We start from the raw sequence: 17,033 nt of genomic DNA, 5'->3' as shown, positions 1-17,033 counted from the left end.
GCTCAACCGCCATCCCTGCTTAGTTTTCAATGATCTCAAACCCAAAACTCAAAGCCTTAACTCAAGGCCTCTCAGCGTTTGTGGACGGGAATTATAGGAAAAATACCGACGAATGTCAAGAGGTTTTTGCGCAAACATCCGAAATATGGCAAAAAAAATTTATTTTCCGCTTCACGTCCCATTTTTTGTAACCATTTTACCCATTTTCACCCCGAATCCTTCTTCTTCTCTTTTCTTTGACAAACGAACGGTTAATCAAAATTCTGTATAATCCCTTTTATAAAATACCTTATAAAGGAAAAAGCAATGGCTTTATATGATCGCGAATACGCACGTGAAGGTGCTTTTGGCTACGAGAGCGCTCACCGCAGTGAAGCGCAGATCGTTTCGTTTGTAAAAGATACCTACAAACTTTTCGCCGCTTCGATGCTGGCGGGAGGCGTAGGTGCCTACGTCGGTATCCCGTATGCGGGAATCGTCGCGGCCAACTACTGGTGGATCGCTATCCCCTGGATGCTCTTTGGGATGTTCGGACTGCAGTTCATCAAGAACAAACCCGGAGTAAACATGGTCGGGCTGTTTGCCTTTACCTTTGCCAGCGGCGTCATCATCACGCCTCTCCTCAGCCATATCCTCGGAATGGCCGGCGGGGCGACGATCGTCGGAAACGCGTTTTTCATGACGGCGGCACTGTTCGGCGGACTCAGTTTCTTTGCGATTAAAAGCACGAAAGACTTTACCAGCTGGTCCAAACCGATCATGATCGCTTTCTTTATTATATTGGCGGTTTCACTGATCAACGTCTTTTTCCTGAAAAGCCCGATCCTGTACGTGGCGATTCAGGCGATTTTTCTCCTCGTGATCAGCGTGATGGTTCTCATCGATACCCAAAACGTGATTCGCGGAGCGTATGAGACGCCGATGGACGGAGCCGTTGCGCTCTACCTCGACTTCTTCAACCTCTTCGTGACGCTGCTCCAGCTGTTCGGCATTTTCGGAAACAATGACGAATAACTCCCTCCCCCCCGAACTCCTTCGGGTGGCGGACGCCAACCTGAACCGTCTCAAAGAAGGGATCCGTGTGATTGAGGACATAGCGCGCTATGTTCACAATGACAAGGAACTCTCCACGGCTTTGAAGAATCTGCGTCATCTATGCCGGATCGAACCGCTCGAAGAGCTGCTCGCTTCGCGCGACAGCGAGAACGATGTACTGCGTCCCACAATGCCCAGTGAGATGAATCGGACCGACCTGCGTTCCATATTAATTGCGAATTACAAACGGGCACAGGAGTCGTCCCGGGTTTTGGAAGAGCTGTATAAAATCGCAGACCCCGCATCGAGCGAGCGTTTCAAGCATATCCGCTACGAACTCTACGTACTGGAAAAGAAAAACCTGTTATCTCAATGACGGCATTCGTCGCCGCTGCAATGGCGACGCTGTTCTTCGAACTCTTCGGAAACGTGCAGGTTCGAACACGACCCAAGCAAACCGTACAGTTCCATTTCCCTTCCGGTAATATGGCGGAGAATATTTCCTTCGGCATCGATAAAGGCGAACAGTTCGTTTTTGTGCTCGTTCTTTTTGATGTGCTGGGAAAAAATGACGTATTTGGCTTTTTTGAGCTCCGGAAAACGCTCACACGTCGCAATGAATTTTTCGCATTCGCGGTTAATCTCTTTAATCTCCAAAAATTCGGATTGGATCGCTTCGACGAGTACCGGGAAAAGCTTGGGGATCACCTCGTGTAGATTGTCGTATTTTTCGATCCCTTTCATCATATTCTCCTTGCACAAATCAATAGAAATTGTCATAGAATATAACCCTTTTTATCAAACAACGCGCGCGATTTTGAATTAATCCCTGATCGTAAATAAGATTTCAAATACGCCTTGGCGGCTCAAGGCGCTTTTCGCTAGAATCCGCCCATTCCTATACAGTAAAGGCAAATATGCATACACTCGCACAATTGCGCTCGGGCAGCCTCAAAGGGATAAGACGGCTGAATCTGCGCGACCGTCTCACGACGTTTCCCGAAGAGATTTTCGATCTTGCCGATACGCTCGAAATCCTCGATCTCAGTGATAACGCCCTCTCCTCCCTCCCCGACGACATGCATCGTCTGCACCACCTGAAAATCGCCTTTTTTTCAAACAACCGTTTTCGCGCGGTCCCCTCCTTCAGGGGGTGCGAGAATCTTTATATGCTGGGGTTCAAAAGCAACCTCATCGAACAATTTGACGAAGACGTGCTTCCTGACGGGATCAGCTGGCTGATCCTGACCGATAACCGCCTCACCCATCTCCCCCGCTCGATCGGAAAGCTCGCACAACTGCAAAAATGCGCCCTGGCGGGAAACCGACTCGAAAAGCTTCCCGATGAGATGGCCTCATGTCGCAATCTCGAACTCCTCCGCCTCTCGGCCAACCGCCTCGAAACGATCCCCTCGTGGCTGTGGAATCTGCCGAAACTCTCATGGCTGGCTTTTTCGGGAAATCCGTGCAGCACGAACCCGCGATTCGAATTTCAGGAAATCGGGTATGACGAACTGGAAGTTAAAGAAAAATTGGGCTCCGGCGCGTCGGGGGATATTTTCAAAGCCTATTCGACGCCGCACGAAGCAGAGGTAGCATTGAAACTCTTCAAAGGCGCCATCACAAGCGACGGGTACGCCCACGATGAGATGAACGCCTACATGAGCGTCGGGGAACATCCCCACCTCATCAAAGTCCTCTCGAAGCTCGGAGGGGACGAGCGTCTGGGACTGGTACTGGAGTATATCCCGAGCGTTTACCGCAATCTGGGGCTGCCGCCCGATTTCGAGACCTGCACCCGAGATACCTTCGAACCGGGAGCCACCTTCACCGCCGAAAGCATCCTCGAAGTAGCCCGTGCGATCGCCTCCGCCGCCGCACACCTGCACGCGCGCGGACTCATGCACGGCGACCTCTACGCCCACAATATTCTGATCAACGACGAAAATCACTGCTATCTGGGGGACTTCGGGGCGGCGAGCTTCTACGAACCGCACCGCAAAGAGTTCGAGAGAATCGAAGTGCGCGCGTTCGGGTGCCTGCTGGAGGATATGCTCTCACTGTGTCCCATCAAAGAAGGGGAAATCTACGAAAAGCTGGAACGCTTAAGGGAACGATGCATGAATGAAACGGTGGAGGAGAGGCCGCTGTTTTCGGAAATCACATTCCCGATGCTTATGACGTAATAAACACCACTTCGAATTCGAGGTAGTTCAGCGGATAATCCCGCATCAGCGCTTTGGTCTGCGCAACATCCAGGACTCTTCGCCCGCCGCTCACCCCGCTGCGCTTGATGTAGCGGAGCATATCCCGCACCGTCTCGAACTCCATCTCGTATCGGACGATCTCGAAGCGTGCGTCAAAGCGGTACCGGGCGGTGGCCATCACCTCGTCGGCGGATTTGAGGATCGGCTCCAACCCGGCCGTCTCGTAAAGACTCCGAAAAGTGCCGGAGGTGAAAATCGCCAGCGATACGGGAGCCTCCAGCGCGACGATGGAGGCAAATACGCGGTCCAGGTCATGTGCCCACTGAAGGGCCGAAGCCGAATAAATCCGATCAAACCGCTCCGTCGAAAGCCGCTCAAACAAAGCGGCATCGTTGAAATCGCCGCAAATTAGTTCAACGCACGAAGCCAAAGGGTGGTGCGAAAGCATCGATGCGGAGAAATCGACGCCGACGAACCGTTCGGGTACATAAGAGAGCGCTCCAAAAAGGGTCCCGTTCCCGCATCCCAGATCCAGAATGCGCCGCGGGATACCGGAAGTATCGGCCAAAAGCTTTCGCGCCGCTTCGGCCTGAATCACGTTGTATTTCCCGTATTCCGCGGCGAACCGGGAGAACTCCTCGCGCACCCTCATCGGCGGTTGATCGCCAGCGCGGCGACGAAAAACGCCAGCAGACACAGAACAATCGCCGCGCCGCTGGGGAGGGAGTAGAGGTACGATGCCCCCAGCCCAACGACGACCGACACGAGGGCGATCACAAGCGACAGCAGCGTCGTGGGGTAAAATCCCATTCCGAAACGGATCGCCGCTACGGGAGGAATCACCATCAGCGCACCGATCAGCAACGTCCCCACCACCCGGATGGAGAGGGCGATAATGATCGCGATCACGCTCACCAGCATGAAATTCAGCAAAGCGACACGGATTCCGCTGGCGCGGGCGACCTCTTCGTCAAACGCAATAAAATAGAGTTCCTTGAAAAAAACGAGCAACAACGCGGCCCCGACGGCTCCGAATCCCCCCATAATCCATAAATCCTGGTTGCTTACCGAGAGAATCGAACCGAACAGGTAACTGAACAGCGACGCATTGAACGATCCCGCGAGCGAAATGATGACGACGGAAAGGGCCAGTGAACCCGACAGGAAGATGGAAAGGATTGAGTCGGAATAAAGGCCGTGGGCGCTTCGGAGGTATTCGATCATCCACGAAGCGGCCAGCGCCGCCGCCACCGCCATCCATAAGGGCGCCGTCCCCAAAAGGATTCCCACCGCTACCCCGACAAGGGAGACATGCGCCAAGGTCTCGCTGAGGAGCGAATAACGGCGCAAAACGATGAACGATCCGCTCAGCGATGCGAGCAGGGCGATGATCGTCCCCGCGATCAACGCACGCTGCATAAACGGATAATCGAACATTTCGAGCATTGTCCCCCCTAGTGGTTGTGGCAGACCAGATGAGCCGGCGTTCCGTAGAGACGGCTGATTTCATCGCAGCGCAACATCTCCGCGGGGTTCTGCGCCATCAGCAGGGTCTGGTTCACGAACAACAGTTTCGTTATGTCTTCGGCGATTACGCCGACATCGTGCGTGATGAACAGGATACTCACTTTTTTCGTACGGTTCAGCTGGCGCAGCAGTTCGTAAAAACGGTGCTGCGATTCGACATCGACGCCCGTGTTGGGCTCATCGACGATCAGCACTTCGGGATTCGACGCAAGCGCCCGGGCGATCATGACCCGCTGACGCTGCCCCCCGGAGAGGTTGCCGATCAGGCGATCTTGCAGATCACCAACCCCCATCAGCTCCATCGCTTCTTCGATCGCCCGCTTGTCTTCGACCGATTCGAAACCGAAAATCCCCCGCTGGGCGTAACGCCCCATTCCGACGACTTCCCGCACGGTTGCCGGAAAAGTGCCGTCGATCAGGGCCGAACGCTGCGGCACATAGCCGATACGGCTCCACGCTTTGAATCGCTTTTGTTCGGTGCCGAAGAGGCGAATGGTGCCGGAAGTCGGCTTCTCAAGCCCGAGGAGAAGACGTACCAGGGTCGTTTTTCCCCCTCCGTTCGGGCCGATAATGGCGCAATATTCCCCCGGCAGAACCGCGAACGAGAGCTTGTTCAGGACCAAGAGGCCCTGCCGTTCGAAACAAAGGTTTTCGACCTCGAATAAGGGAGGGGAAAATTTCAACGACACTCCATCGCTTCTCTCAATTTGTGCAGATTTTGGCGCATGACCGAGAGGTAAGTTTCACGGGATTTTAACTCATCTTCGCTGATATTCTCCAACGGCTGCAGGCTGACCGCCCGTGCTCCCGTCTCACGCGAAATGGTCTGTGCGACGTTGTCGTTGATCAGCGCTTCGAAAAAGACGGTCTTGACCCCGTGCTCTTTGACGAGCGCAACGATGTCGGCGATATTTTTCGCGCTGGGCTGTTCGTCGCTGGAGAGGCCGATGACCGATACGCTTTCGAGGCTGTTGGAACGGGCAAGATAGCCGAACGCATCGTGATTCGAGACGAGAAGTCGGCTGCGGCACTCTTTCAGGCCGTTTGCGTACTCGCTTTTGAGTTTTTGCAGTTCGGCGACATAGGCCGCGGCGTTTTTATGGAAAAGGTCGGCATTTGCGGGGGAAAGTTTCGAAAACTCCGCTTCCAGTTTTCGGGTCATAAGAATCATGTTGTCGATGTCGAGCCAGTAATGGGGATCATAAGCCCCGCGATCGTGTTCGTCTTCGTGTGACTCTTCATGATGGGCGGCATGGGTCTCTTCGCTTCGGATCAGTTTCACGTGTTTACTCATGTCCAGAACCTCGACGTTCTGAGGCAAAGATGCGCGGAGCGGCTCCGCCCAGCTTTCGAATCCGGCCCCGCTGTAAACGAAAAGGGAAGAATTACCGATGCGCGCGACCTCTTTTGGGGTGGGTGAAAACATGTGCGCGTCACTTCCCAGCGGGATGATCGTACGAATTTCCAGCCCTTCCCCTGCAACCGCCCGAGCCGATTCGTAGAGCGAAAACGTGCTGACCGAAACGCTCGGAAGGCTTGAAGAAGATTCGGCTTTCGGAGCACCCGAAGGTGCGAAAAATACGACTCCCGCTACCGCGGCGGCAATGACGGCCCCGAATACCGTCTCTTTTTTGAGATCCATTTCACAACCTTTGCACCGATGAATTTGTAAACGCTATTGTAGTTCAAAGACGGTTAATCCAAGACCCGTTTCATGGAAGCTTCATCGACACTGTGTTATAATCGCGAACTTTTTCTTAACCACAAGGACAATTTATGACAGGTATTCTGCTCATCGTACAGATCGTTTTGGTCGTCATGATCACGATCGCGGTACTTCTGCAAAAGAGCTCCAGCATTGGGCTGGGAGCATACAGCGGCTCGAACGAATCGGTTTTCGGAGCCAAAGGTCCCGGCAGTTTTCTGGCGAAAGTGACGTTTTTCCTAGGATTCGTTTTCGTCGTCAACACCATCGCGCTGGGCTATTTCTACGCACAGCAGAAAAATGCGTCGGTTATCGACGCTTCGGTGGAAAAAACCGACGTCGCGGCGCCGGCGATCAACATCGCCAACGACGCGAACGTCAGCAAGTAACAAACCATTAGCCAAGGAGATTTTATGCTGAACGAAGTGTATCAATTTTGTGAAGAACAGATGCAAAAAGGGGTCGACCACATGCTCAGCGACTTCCGTACGCTGCGTACCGGAAAAGTGACGACCAAGATCCTCGACAACATCCGCGTCGAAAGTTACGGTTCAATGGTACCGCTCGAACAGGCGGCCAGCGTCCTCGCCACCGATGCAACGACCATCACGATCTCTCCGTGGGACAAATCGATGCTCAGCGTGATCGAAAAAGCGATCCAGAAAGCCGACATCGGCGTCAATCCGAACAACAACGGAACCGACGTCAAACTTTTCTTCCCTCCGATGACCGTCGAACAGCGCCAGGAATCGGCGAAAAAAGCCAAGGGGATGGCCGAAGAGGCCAAAGTTGCCGTCCGCAACGACCGCAAAAAAGCGAACGACAAAATCAAAGCGCTCGAAAAAGACAAACTGATCACCCAGGACGAATCGAAAGTCGCCCAGGAAAAAGTTCAGAAAATCACCGACAAATTCACCGCGAAAATCGACGAACTGCTCAAAAACAAAGAGCAGGAACTGTTGACGGTATGACCATGAACGTCAAACAGATCTATCTCGATGCCGACGCGATGCTCGAAGGGCATTTCAAGCTCAGTTCCGGCAACCATTCGCAGTATTATCTCCAATCGGCCAAAGTGCTCGAAGATCCCAAAACCGCCAAGCTCCTCGCCGATGCCCTCGCGGAAATCATCCGTAACGACGGCATCGCGATCGACACCGTCTGCGCCCCCGCGCTCGGCGGGCTGATCGCGGGATTCGCCCTCGCAACGGCGCTGGACAAACGTTCGATTTTCGCCGAGCGGGTAAACGGCGAGATGCAGATCCGCCGCGGGTTTGAAATCACTCCGGGTGAAAAAGTCCTCATCTGCGAAGACATCATCACGACCGGCGGTTCGGCCATGGAAGCGGCGAAAGCGATCGAAGCGCTCGGCGGAGAGGTCGTCGGATTCGCCGCACTCGCCAACCGCGGTTTTTGCAAACGCAGCGGCTCTGCACTGGAGCGCAAGAGCAACTGTTCACTTCCCGAAAACAAGCCCCTTTTCGCACTGGCCGATTTCGATTTCGAGATGTACGCGCCGGAGAACTGTCCGCTGTGTGCGGACGGTTCGGAAGCCATCAAACCGGGTTCTCGGGGGAACTGATGTCGGCCAATCCCGAAAACTTTAAAGTCGACATGGCGCATCTGCAAAAGGTGCAGCGTACGATTCGTAAAGCGGGGAACATTTTCCCCAACGAACAGCAGCTCGTCAACACCCTCGAAGATCTCATCATCAAAGCGCAGGACGATACGTCGCTCAATGCCTATTACAGCATGGCGCAGTATCTCAAACAGCGGCTCAAAGAGCTTAAGCAGCATCTCGACCAGCCTCTTGAAGCGGTCGATACGGCCCTCGAAGACCTCGACTGGTCAATCCGCTACCTGCAGTGGCTCGTGGCCGAACAGAAGGAGAGCTGAAAAGCTCGATCCTTTATTTCTCCAGTTCGCACCGCATCGCTTCGGAAACGAGGCGTGCGGCCACCTCTTTTTTCCCGTCGATCGTAATCGAGATCGGCAATCCCCGCAACGAACGCTTCTCTTCGAGGTTGACCACTTTGACCACCAGTTTGACGTTTGGCGCGTGGGCGATCACGGCTTCGCAGATCAGACGCTTTTTTTCCATGTTATCCAGGGTGACGATAACGCTGGAGGCGTCTTTGATAAAGAGCTTGTCGAGGATCGCCGTTTTCGACATATCGCCGAAATAGACCTCTTCACCGTCACGCAGCGCTTCTTCGACGTGTTTATAGCTGTTGTCGACGACGACGTAATCGACCCCGCCCGCGCGCAATTCTTTGGCTACGAATTTCCCCACGACCCCGTATCCGCAGACGATGACGTGATATCGACGCCCGGGCAGCATGCTGAAACTCTCGGTCAGACTTACCCCTTTGAAAAAATAGTCGCTGATGCGCGAGAGGTTGGAGAGGATAAAAGGGGTAACGATGATCGACATGACGACGGCAAGGACCAGAATCTGGGAAAGCTCCTGCGGAATGAGCTTGTAGTTCCCTGCCAGCGCAAAAATCGCAAATGAAAATTCCCCCACCTGTGCCAACGCGACGGCGGTTTTAAAAGCGATCTTGGCTTTCGAGTAGATCCGGACGACCCCGAAGATGACGATGGCTTTAATGGCCAGAATCGCGACGAGAATCGCGACGATCTGACCGAAATGGCTCAGGAAGAGGGCCAGATCGATTTTCATCCCGACGGTGACGAAAAAGGTCCCCAGCAGAAGATCTTTGAAAGGGGCGATGTCCGATTCGACTTTATGGTGATAGCGGGTTTCGGCGATGATCATCCCGGCGACGAACGCCCCCAGTGAATAAGTGAAGCCGAACGCGTGGGCGAGCAACGAGGCCCCGACGACGATCACAAGGACCGAACCCATGAAAAACTCGTCCACCTCGCTCGAAGAAGCGAAATGGAGCAGCCACGTCATGACCCGTTTACCGACGATAAAAAGTAGCCCGACGATCAGGACGGCACTTATCGTGGTTTGAAGCAAAACGTCGCCGATGCTGCCGCCGTCCGAACTCAGGAATCCGATCAAAAGAAGGATCGGAATCACCGCAATGTCCTGAAAAATCAGAATCCCCGTCGCTTTTTGGCCGTAGGGACGGACGATCTCTTTGGTCGTCTTGAGGTAACTGAGCACGACCGCAGTAGAGGAAAGCGACAGCGCCATCGCAGTGATCAGTGCGGCGGCGAAAGGGATATGGAGCACCCAGAACGAAAGGGCAAAAAAAATCAGTGCCGATACGACGACCTGCAGCGTACCGTTGAAAAAAACGTCGGTTTTCATCGTCGCCAGCCGCTGCAGCGACACCTCCAGCCCGATCGTAAACATCAGGAATACAACCCCGAACTCGGCGATCATCTCCAGCGTATGCGAATCGGCCATGTGGCGCAGGTCGAACACGTACGCCACCGTCACCCCCGTCATGATGTACCCGATGATCTGCGATACTCCGAGCCGTTTCAATATGAGGTTGACGACGATGGAGATACCGAGCGCTATCGTGACGTAATAGAGGGCTGATTCCATAATTATCCTTTTTATAAGCGATAAAAGTATATAATGGCTGACTTAAATTTCGGCTCCTAGACGTCGCCGTAATGGCCTTATCCGGCCTTTTTCCAGCAAATCAGACCCATAACTCGAAGGAACAACCCATGACCAAGTATATTTTTGTAACCGGCGGTGTGCTCAGTTCACTCGGTAAAGGGATCACGGCGGCCAGCATCGGCGCCCTTCTCAAACACTCCGGCAAAAATGTCGGTATGCTCAAGATCGATCCCTATATCAACGTCGACCCCGGTACGATGAGTCCCCTCGAGCACGGGGAAGTCTTCGTCACCAAAGACGGCGCCGAAACCGACCTCGACATCGGAAACTACGAACGTTTCCTCAACACCTCCTATCTGCGCACCAGCAACTTCACCACGGGTCAGGTTTACAGCAGCGTCATCGAGCGCGAGCGCAGCGGCGGGTATCTGGGTCAGACCATCCAGGTCGTCCCCCACATTGTCGGCGAAATCGTGGACCGGATCAAAAAAGCGGGCGAGGGGCATGACATTCTCGTCGTAGAGCTGGGGGGAACCGTCGGAGACATCGAAGGGTTGCCGTACATGGAAGCGATCCGGATGATGAAACACGACGAAGAGGTGGAAGGGACGTTCTTTATCCACGTCACCCTCATTCCGTTCATCAAAGCCGCAGGCGAGCACAAAAGCAAACCGACCCAGCATTCGGTCCAGGAACTTCGCCGTATCGGGATTACCCCGCAGATGATCATCGCCCGAAGCGAAGAGCCGCTTCCCAAAACTTTCAAGAAAAAACTGGCCCTTTCGTGTGACGTCAGCTCCGACAGCATTATCGAAGCAACCGACGAGCAGACGATTTATGCCGTGCCGCTGAGCTTCCTGCAGCAAAACATCCTCGCCCCGATCGCCAAGGAACTGGGACTGGGGGAACTCAAACCCGATATGGAACAGTGGGACTCGCTCGTCAAAAAAATCGTCTCCCCGAAACATCGCATCACGATCGGGTTTGTCGGGAAATACCTCGAGCTCAAAGAGTCGTACAAATCGCTCATCGAAGCGCTGATCCACTCGGGCGCCCACCTGGATACCCGCGTCGCGATCAACTGGGTCGATTCGGAAAAAATCGAAACCCAGGGAGCCGAAGCGCTCCTGCGCGACTGTGATTCGGTCCTGGTCGCCGGCGGCTTCGGAAACCGCGGCGTCGAAGGAAAAATCGAGGCGATCCGTTATGCGCGCGAAAACAAAATCCCCTATCTGGGGATCTGTCTGGGAATGCAGCTCTCCATCGTCGAATACGCCCGCAACGTTCTGGGGTACGAAGATGCCAATTCGATCGAATTCAACGCCCATACGTCTCATCCGATGATCTACCTCATCGACAACTTCATCGACCAGTCGGGCCAAAAACAGCTGCGCACCCACACCTCCCCGATGGGGGGAACACTTCGCCTGGGCGAATACCCCTGCGAAACGAAACCCGGGTCGAATCTGCGCGAAGCCTATAACGGTGAAGCGGTCATTTATGAGCGGCACCGCCACCGCTACGAAGCCAATCCGACCTACCGCGAAGCACTGGAAAAAGCGGGGATGATCGTCACGGGCGAATCAAACGGCCTGATCGAAGCGGTCGAAATACCTGAGCATCCGTGGTTCCTTGGGGTTCAGTTCCACCCCGAATTCACTTCACGCCTCCAAAGCCCGAACGCATCGATTCTCGCGTTCGTCAAAGCGACTTTTGAGCATGCGAACCTTGCCTGAGGTTCCCCTTCTTGATCATACCGCACTGAGTGATTTTCTCGCACGCCGATTCGGCGGCGCATCCGAAAAACTCTCCGACATCCCCCATCCGCAAGAGCTCAAAGACGCCCGCAAGGGGGCCGAACGTCTCGCACGAGCGATCCGGTCAAATGAGCGCATTGCCGTCGTGGGCGATTACGACGTCGACGGAGTCACCTCGACCGCCATCGTCAAACGCTTTTTCAATCTGATCGGCTATCCCCTCGAAACCGCGATTCCCAACCGGTTCAGCGACGGCTACGGAGTCTCTCCCGGGATTCTCGACCGGATTCGCGCCGATGTCGTTTTCACCGTCGACAACGGAATCAACGCTTTTGCCGCCGCGGAGGTGTGCCGCGAGCGCGGAATCGATCTCATCATCACCGACCACCATACCCCCTCGGATGCCCTCCCGGATGCTTTTGCCATCATCAACCCCAAACAGCGTGAATGCCCCTACCCTTACAAAGAGATCTGCGGCGCGCAGGTAGCCTGGTTGCTGATGGGGCTGCTCAAGCAGGAGCTGGAGCTCTCGATCGACATGCGCCAGTTTTTCCCGTTCCTGGCGCTGGCGGTCATCGCCGACGTGATGCCGCTGGTCGGGTTCAACCGCTCGATCGTCAAAACCGGGCTGGAAATGATGCAGCGTTCCCCGCTTCCGGCGTTTGTCATGATCCGCGACTACCTCAACCGTTCCGCGATCACCTCCGAAGACATCGCATTCCAGATCGCCCCCCGGATCAATTCCGCCGGACGGCTCGAAGACGCCAAAATCGCCCTCGATTTTCTACTTGCCGATACGACTGAAAAAGCGTTTGAACAATTTGAGCTGCTCAGTTCCCTTAACACGCTGCGCAAAGAGACCGAAGCCCAGACGACGGAAGAAGCGATGCTTCAGGTCCGGCCCGAAGACCGGGTGATCGTCGTAGCGGGGGAGCACTGGAACGAAGGAGTCGTCGGGATCGTCGCCTCGCGGCTGGTAAGCCGGTTCCAAAAACCCGCAATCGTCCTTAGCGTCCACGACGGAATCGCCAAAGGGTCGGGACGCAGCATCGGAAACGTCGACCTCTACGCGCTCATCAAATCCCAAGAAGCGCTGCTCGACAAATTCGGCGGGCATAAAATGGCGGCGGGGCTTTCGATGCAAAGCGACCGCGTCGAGCGGTTCCGGCGCGATATCAACCACGCCGCGGAATCGGTCGATCCGAACGACTTCATTCCCCACAGCGACATCGTCGGCGAACTCGAACACCACATGATCAATTTCGAGCTGCTCGAATTGCTCGAACGGTTCGAACCTTACGGGGAGGGGAATCCGCGCCCCCGTTTCTTGCTGCGGGACGCCGAAGTGGTCAATGTCAAACTTTTCGGGAGCGACCAATCCCACAGCCGCCTGGAACTGCGCCCCTCCAAAACCCATCCCAAGACGATCGAGCTGGTCGCGTTCCGCCAGGTCCTCGAATGTCCCGAAAGCCGGACAATGAGCTGCAGCTACACCGTGAACAAAAACGAGTGGAACGGGCGGGTTTCGCTGCAGCTGATGCTTGAGAGGATCTTTTGATGCGCGGGATGATCCTTCTGCTGGGGCTCCTCTTCTGGGGATGCGATACGCCGCACGACCCCTCGCTCCCCTATCCCATGACCCTCACCTCCGAAGGGCTCGGAACGCTACGGGCGGGCGAACGGTTCGAAGCATCCCTCATTCAGGGGCGATTCCCGGGGCTTGGCGTCGAAAAACTCTCCCAGATCGTTCCGCAGGGTGCCCAAACCCTCTTCATCCTCAAACGCCACGAGACCGCACTGGGCTACGTTTTTCCCGACAAGAGCGGCGAAGCCGTTGCCAAAATCACCGTCATCTCTCCCCTCATCCCCGACGAAACCGGGCGAAAAACGGGCGAGGTTCTCCCGGCTCTGCCCAATATACGGTGCAGCGGGGAGGAATGTACCCTTGAGCATTCCCCACTGCGCTACCGGATCGATCCTGCCAGCCGCATCATTCGCGAAATCACGCTGCAAAAGCTATAATACGGCATGGATACATTTTTCATCGAATTCCGAGACCCTCTTTTCGGCGTCATCGTCTTTTTCTTCCTCCTCTTCGTCCTTTCGTTTCTGAGCTACTGGTGGGGGCGGCACAAAACGGCCAGGGGGCACCGCGATCTTGAATCGTTCCTCGGAAAATTCGAATCGCTCGAAGACGAGAACCGGCTACGCGATCAGGTGCAGACCAACTCCCTCCCCAACGAATCGTGGCTCATGCTCGCCCACAGCTACGAAATGCAGGGAAATTTCGAAAAAAGCGTCGAAATCTATCACGCCCTCCTTTCCAAAAACCGGGAAACGACGTTCCAAAAAGAGGTGTTGCTGCTGCTGGGAAAAAATTATTTCAAAGCAGGTTTCCTCGAACGTTCGCGCCAGAGTTTTTTACAGATTCTCCAAAACCATCCCCGCTCTCCGCAGGCGCTCCATTACCTGATCCTGATCTATGAGCAGCTGCGCCAGTACGACAAGGCGCTCGAAGTGATGGAATCGCTGCAGGAGATCTCCCCCGATTCCCTGCACGAAAAGCTCTATCTCGAATGCCGGCTGCTGTTGGGAGACCATACGGTCGGAACCGATGAAAAGGGGGAGCGCCTGATCGAGCTGTACGAGCGTCACCGCCAGTTGGGGTATCTCGTTTTCGAATGGCTTTTCGCCAACCGCCCGGCGCTCGCATGGAGCCGCTTCGACCAGTCGCTCGCACCCCGGCTGAGCGACGTGTTGTGGCGCCTTAGAGACGATAATCTCGATTTGGATATAATTGCAAGCAATACGTATCTACGCGAGCTTTTCAGCGCCAAAGGCTCCGTCTCCCTCGCGGAGGGAAGCGGCGTCTTCGAACTCGACGTGCTGATCGCCCTGCGCAGATGCGGTATCGGAAAAGCGACCCTGCAGTTCGAGTACGCGTGCGGCGAGTGCAAGCAGATATCGTTTCTGCCGTTCCACCGCTGTCCCCATTGCCATGCGATCGATACGGTGGAAGTGATGATGAACCTTTCACGGGAGCGGTATGAAGAAAATAACTCTCTTCAGTGACGGCTCCGCGCTGGGCAATCCCGGACCGGGAGGATTCGGTGCGATTTTGCGCTACGGAACGAACGAAAAAGTCGTCCGCGGAGGCGAACCCCACACGACGAACAACCGAATGGAGCTGCGCGCGGTGATCGAAGGGCTCAAAGCCCTCAAAGAGCCCTGCGAGGTGACGATCGTCTCCGATTCGAGCTACGTGATCAAAGGGATCAACGAATGGCTCGAGGGGTGGGTGAAACGCAATTTCGCGAAGGTCAAAAACCCCGATCTGTGGCGCGAATACCTCGCCGTATCGGCCCCTCACGTCATACGGGGGGAGTGGGTTCGCGGCCATGACGGGCATGCCGAGAACGAAGAGTGCGACCGGATCGCCCGCGAAGAAGCGGGAAAATACAAAGAAGGATTGAACACATAATGAACGATTTAAAAGCCCTGCAGCAACAGCTCGGGTACCACTTTCAAAATCAAGAGCTCCTTATTGAAGCGCTGACGCACAAAAGCTACAAACAGCCCTACAATAATGAGCGCCTCGAATTTTTGGGCGATGCCGTCCTCGACTTGATCGTCGGGGAATACCTCTACAAAAAATTCGCCGATTTCGACGAGGGAAAACTCTCCAAAATGCGTGCCTCCCTCGTTAACGAAGGGGGCTTTACCCGCCTTGCGAACCATCTGAATCTCGGAGAATACATCTACCTCTCCAACGCGGAGGAAAACAACAGCGGGCGGACCAAGAGCTCACTGCTCTCCAACGCGTTCGAGGCGGTCATGGGGGCGCTCTATCTCGAAACGGGGCTGGAAAAAGTCCGGGAGATCACGATCCATCTCCTCGAAAACGTCCACGACGACATCTCTTTGGATTCGCTGTTCAAAGACTACAAAACCTCGTTGCAGGAGCTGACGCAGGCCCATTTCGGGATCACTCCCGAATACGACCTTATCGCCGCCCACGGCCCCGATCATAAAAAAGAGTTCGAAGTGGCCGTGAGCATCGACGGAAAACGGTACGCCGCAGCCTGCGGCAAAAGCAAAAAACAAGCCCAGCAGGAGGCGGCCAAAATCGCCCTGGAGATGCTGAACAAGGAGCTCAAATGAACCGGTTCGGGGAACGTTTTACGATCACCACCTTTGGAGAATCGCACGGCAAGGCGATCGGATGCGTTCTTGACGGCGTTCCCGCCGGTCTCGTCATCGACGAAACCTACATCCAGAGCGAGCTCGACCGCCGCCGTCCGGGACAAAACGAGTTTGCCACCGCTCGCAAAGAAGCCGACAAGGTCGAAATCCTCAGCGGCGTTTTCGAAGGTAAAAGCACCGGAACGCCGATCATGATGATGATCTACAATACCGACCAAAAAAGCGGCGACTATTCGAACGTCAAAGACATTTTCCGTCCCGGACACGCCGATTTCACCTATTTTCATAAATACGGCATCCGCGACTACCGCGGCGGCGGCCGCTCATCGGCACGCGAAACGGCCGCGCGGGTGGCCGGCGGAGCCGTGGCGAAGCTGATGCTCCGGGAACTGGGGATCGACTTTGCAAGCGGGATCAGCGCGATTGACGGGATCGAAGCGGATGCGCTCGATTTCAGCCGCGTCGCGAACAGCCCCATCTACGCCCTCGATCCCGCCGTCGAAGAGGCGCAGAAAGAAGCGATCCTGAGCGCCAAAAATGCCCACGATTCCGTCGGCGGCGTGGCAACCGTCAAAATCAGCGGCCTGCCCGTAGGACTGGGAGAAGGGCTCTATTACAAACTCGACGCGGTGCTGGCCGAAGCGATGATGGGGATCAACGCCGTCAAAGCGGTCGAAATCGGTGAAGGGGTCCGAAGCGCGCGCCTCAAAGCGAGCGAAAACAACGACCCCATCACTCCCGAGGGGTTCAAAACCAACCACGCGGGGGGAATCCTGGGCGGGATGAGCAACGGCGACGACGTCCTCGTGCGCGTCCATTTCAAACCGACCCCCTCGATTTTCATCGACCAGGAGAGCGTCGATACGCAGGGGCACAGCGTCCACGTTTCCCTCAAAGGTCGTCACGACCCCTGCGTCGCCGTCCGTGGATCGGTGGTGGCCGAATCGATGGCAGCCCTCGTATGCGCAGACATGGTACTGCTCAACATGGGGCGGACGATGCAGGGTCTCAAAGGGTATTACGGCTAATTTAAGAAAAAATACCCTACCATA

The 17,033-nt window shown here is 55.2% G+C and carries 20 protein-coding genes; 14 read left to right on the top strand and 6 right to left on the bottom strand.

What is annotated here, in order from left to right:
- Window positions 1-306: 306 nt before the first annotated feature.
- Together AB1763_11330 and AB1763_11325 are read left to right on the top strand one after the other, a co-directional pair.
- The gene (locus AB1763_11330) at window positions 307-1,014 is read left to right on the top strand and encodes a Bax inhibitor-1/YccA family protein (GenBank protein ID MEW5833416.1); all 708 of its coding nucleotides are present in this window, start codon (window positions 307-309) and stop codon (window positions 1,012-1,014) included.
- Window positions 1,004-1,411 (top strand): thiamine-phosphate pyrophosphorylase, encoded by a 408-nt coding sequence (locus AB1763_11325; protein ID MEW5833415.1) that lies wholly within the window; start codon window positions 1,004-1,006, stop codon window positions 1,409-1,411. Before AB1763_11330 ends, AB1763_11325 begins: the two co-directional genes overlap by 11 nt.
- Here the strand turns inward: AB1763_11325 and AB1763_11320 are convergent.
- Entirely contained in the window at window positions 1,405-1,779 is a 375-nt protein-coding gene (locus tag AB1763_11320) for a hypothetical protein (protein ID MEW5833414.1), read from the bottom strand. The two genes, AB1763_11325 and AB1763_11320, sit on opposite strands and share 7 nt — an antisense overlap.
- A gap of 173 nt (window positions 1,780-1,952) precedes the next feature.
- Here AB1763_11320 and AB1763_11315 point away from each other — a divergent pair, with 173 nt between their 5' ends.
- Window positions 1,953-3,221, top strand: coding sequence for a leucine-rich repeat-containing protein kinase family protein (locus AB1763_11315; GenBank protein ID MEW5833413.1), 1,269 nt, complete (start codon window positions 1,953-1,955; stop codon window positions 3,219-3,221).
- Here AB1763_11315 and AB1763_11310 read toward each other — a convergent pair.
- From AB1763_11310 to AB1763_11295, 4 genes are read right to left on the bottom strand one after another with little or no spacing between them, the layout of a single operon-like run.
- Complete coding sequence (locus AB1763_11310) at window positions 3,211-3,894, bottom strand: methyltransferase domain-containing protein (protein ID MEW5833412.1); 684 nt, start codon at window positions 3,892-3,894, stop codon at window positions 3,211-3,213. The genes AB1763_11315 and AB1763_11310 overlap by 11 nt on opposite strands.
- Window positions 3,891-4,688 (bottom strand): metal ABC transporter permease, encoded by a 798-nt coding sequence (locus AB1763_11305; protein ID MEW5833411.1) that lies wholly within the window; start codon window positions 4,686-4,688, stop codon window positions 3,891-3,893. The genes AB1763_11310 and AB1763_11305 overlap by 4 nt, the downstream gene beginning before the upstream one ends.
- An 8-nt stretch (window positions 4,689-4,696) precedes the next feature.
- Complete coding sequence (locus tag AB1763_11300) at window positions 4,697-5,458, bottom strand: metal ABC transporter ATP-binding protein (GenBank protein MEW5833410.1); 762 nt, start codon at window positions 5,456-5,458, stop codon at window positions 4,697-4,699.
- Window positions 5,449-6,411: a zinc ABC transporter substrate-binding protein gene (locus tag AB1763_11295; protein MEW5833409.1), complete on the bottom strand. Its 963-nt coding sequence runs from the start codon at window positions 6,409-6,411 to the stop codon at window positions 5,449-5,451. Before AB1763_11295 ends, AB1763_11300 begins: the two co-directional genes overlap by 10 nt.
- A 134-nt stretch (window positions 6,412-6,545) precedes the next feature.
- On the opposite strand from AB1763_11295, the gene secG reads away from it, so the two are divergent.
- Genes secG through AB1763_11275 form a run of 4 tightly spaced genes read left to right on the top strand, consistent with a single transcriptional unit; the run spans window position 6,546 to window position 8,370 of the window.
- Window positions 6,546-6,863 (top strand): preprotein translocase subunit SecG, encoded by a 318-nt coding sequence (gene secG, locus AB1763_11290; protein ID MEW5833408.1) that lies wholly within the window; start codon window positions 6,546-6,548, stop codon window positions 6,861-6,863.
- Between the two features lie 24 nt (window positions 6,864-6,887).
- Window positions 6,888-7,445 (top strand): ribosome recycling factor, encoded by a 558-nt coding sequence (frr, locus tag AB1763_11285; protein ID MEW5833407.1) that lies wholly within the window; start codon window positions 6,888-6,890, stop codon window positions 7,443-7,445.
- 2 nt (window positions 7,446-7,447) lie between these two features.
- Entirely contained in the window at window positions 7,448-8,056 is a 609-nt protein-coding gene (gene pyrE, locus AB1763_11280) for an orotate phosphoribosyltransferase (protein ID MEW5833406.1), read from the top strand.
- Window positions 8,056-8,370, top strand: a complete 315-nt coding sequence (locus tag AB1763_11275) for a hypothetical protein (protein MEW5833405.1) — start codon at window positions 8,056-8,058, stop codon at window positions 8,368-8,370. The genes pyrE and AB1763_11275 overlap by 1 nt, the downstream gene beginning before the upstream one ends.
- Window positions 8,371-8,383: 13 nt before the next feature.
- On the opposite strand, the gene AB1763_11270 is transcribed toward AB1763_11275, so the two are convergent.
- Window positions 8,384-10,000 carry a cation:proton antiporter gene (locus AB1763_11270; GenBank protein MEW5833404.1) on the bottom strand — a complete coding sequence of 539 codons (1,617 nt, stop codon included), beginning with the start codon at window positions 9,998-10,000 and terminating at the stop codon, window positions 8,384-8,386.
- 128 nt (window positions 10,001-10,128) lie between these two features.
- Between AB1763_11270 and AB1763_11265 the strand changes: the two genes are divergently transcribed.
- The 7 genes from AB1763_11265 to aroC are packed head-to-tail and all read left to right on the top strand — an operon-like array spanning window position 10,129 to window position 17,009.
- Window positions 10,129-11,757 (top strand): CTP synthase, encoded by a 1,629-nt coding sequence (locus AB1763_11265; GenBank protein MEW5833403.1) that lies wholly within the window; start codon window positions 10,129-10,131, stop codon window positions 11,755-11,757.
- Window positions 11,741-13,336: a single-stranded-DNA-specific exonuclease RecJ gene (gene recJ / locus AB1763_11260; protein ID MEW5833402.1), complete on the top strand. Its 1,596-nt coding sequence runs from the start codon at window positions 11,741-11,743 to the stop codon at window positions 13,334-13,336. The genes AB1763_11265 and recJ overlap by 17 nt, the downstream gene beginning before the upstream one ends.
- The gene (locus AB1763_11255) at window positions 13,336-13,800 is read left to right on the top strand and encodes a hypothetical protein (protein MEW5833401.1); all 465 of its coding nucleotides are present in this window, start codon (window positions 13,336-13,338) and stop codon (window positions 13,798-13,800) included. The genes recJ and AB1763_11255 overlap by 1 nt, the downstream gene beginning before the upstream one ends.
- A gap of 6 nt (window positions 13,801-13,806) precedes the next feature.
- Window positions 13,807-14,850, top strand: coding sequence for a tetratricopeptide repeat protein (locus AB1763_11250; protein MEW5833400.1), 1,044 nt, complete (start codon window positions 13,807-13,809; stop codon window positions 14,848-14,850).
- Window positions 14,825-15,259, top strand: coding sequence for a ribonuclease HI (rnhA, locus tag AB1763_11245; GenBank protein MEW5833399.1), 435 nt, complete (start codon window positions 14,825-14,827; stop codon window positions 15,257-15,259). Before AB1763_11250 ends, rnhA begins: the two co-directional genes overlap by 26 nt.
- Window positions 15,259-15,939 (top strand): ribonuclease III, encoded by a 681-nt coding sequence (gene rnc, locus AB1763_11240; protein MEW5833398.1) that lies wholly within the window; start codon window positions 15,259-15,261, stop codon window positions 15,937-15,939. The genes rnhA and rnc overlap by 1 nt, the downstream gene beginning before the upstream one ends.
- Window positions 15,936-17,009 carry a chorismate synthase gene (gene aroC / locus AB1763_11235; GenBank protein ID MEW5833397.1) on the top strand — a complete coding sequence of 358 codons (1,074 nt, stop codon included), beginning with the start codon at window positions 15,936-15,938 and terminating at the stop codon, window positions 17,007-17,009. The genes rnc and aroC overlap by 4 nt, the downstream gene beginning before the upstream one ends.
- Window positions 17,010-17,033 lie beyond the last annotated feature (24 nt).

This window comes from Campylobacterota bacterium (genome assembly GCA_040752835.1).
Classification (GTDB): Bacteria; Campylobacterota; Campylobacteria; order Campylobacterales; family Sulfurimonadaceae; genus Sulfuricurvum.
The sequence above is the reverse complement of the archived record's forward strand: the minus strand, read 5'-3'. Positions and strand labels throughout refer to the sequence as shown.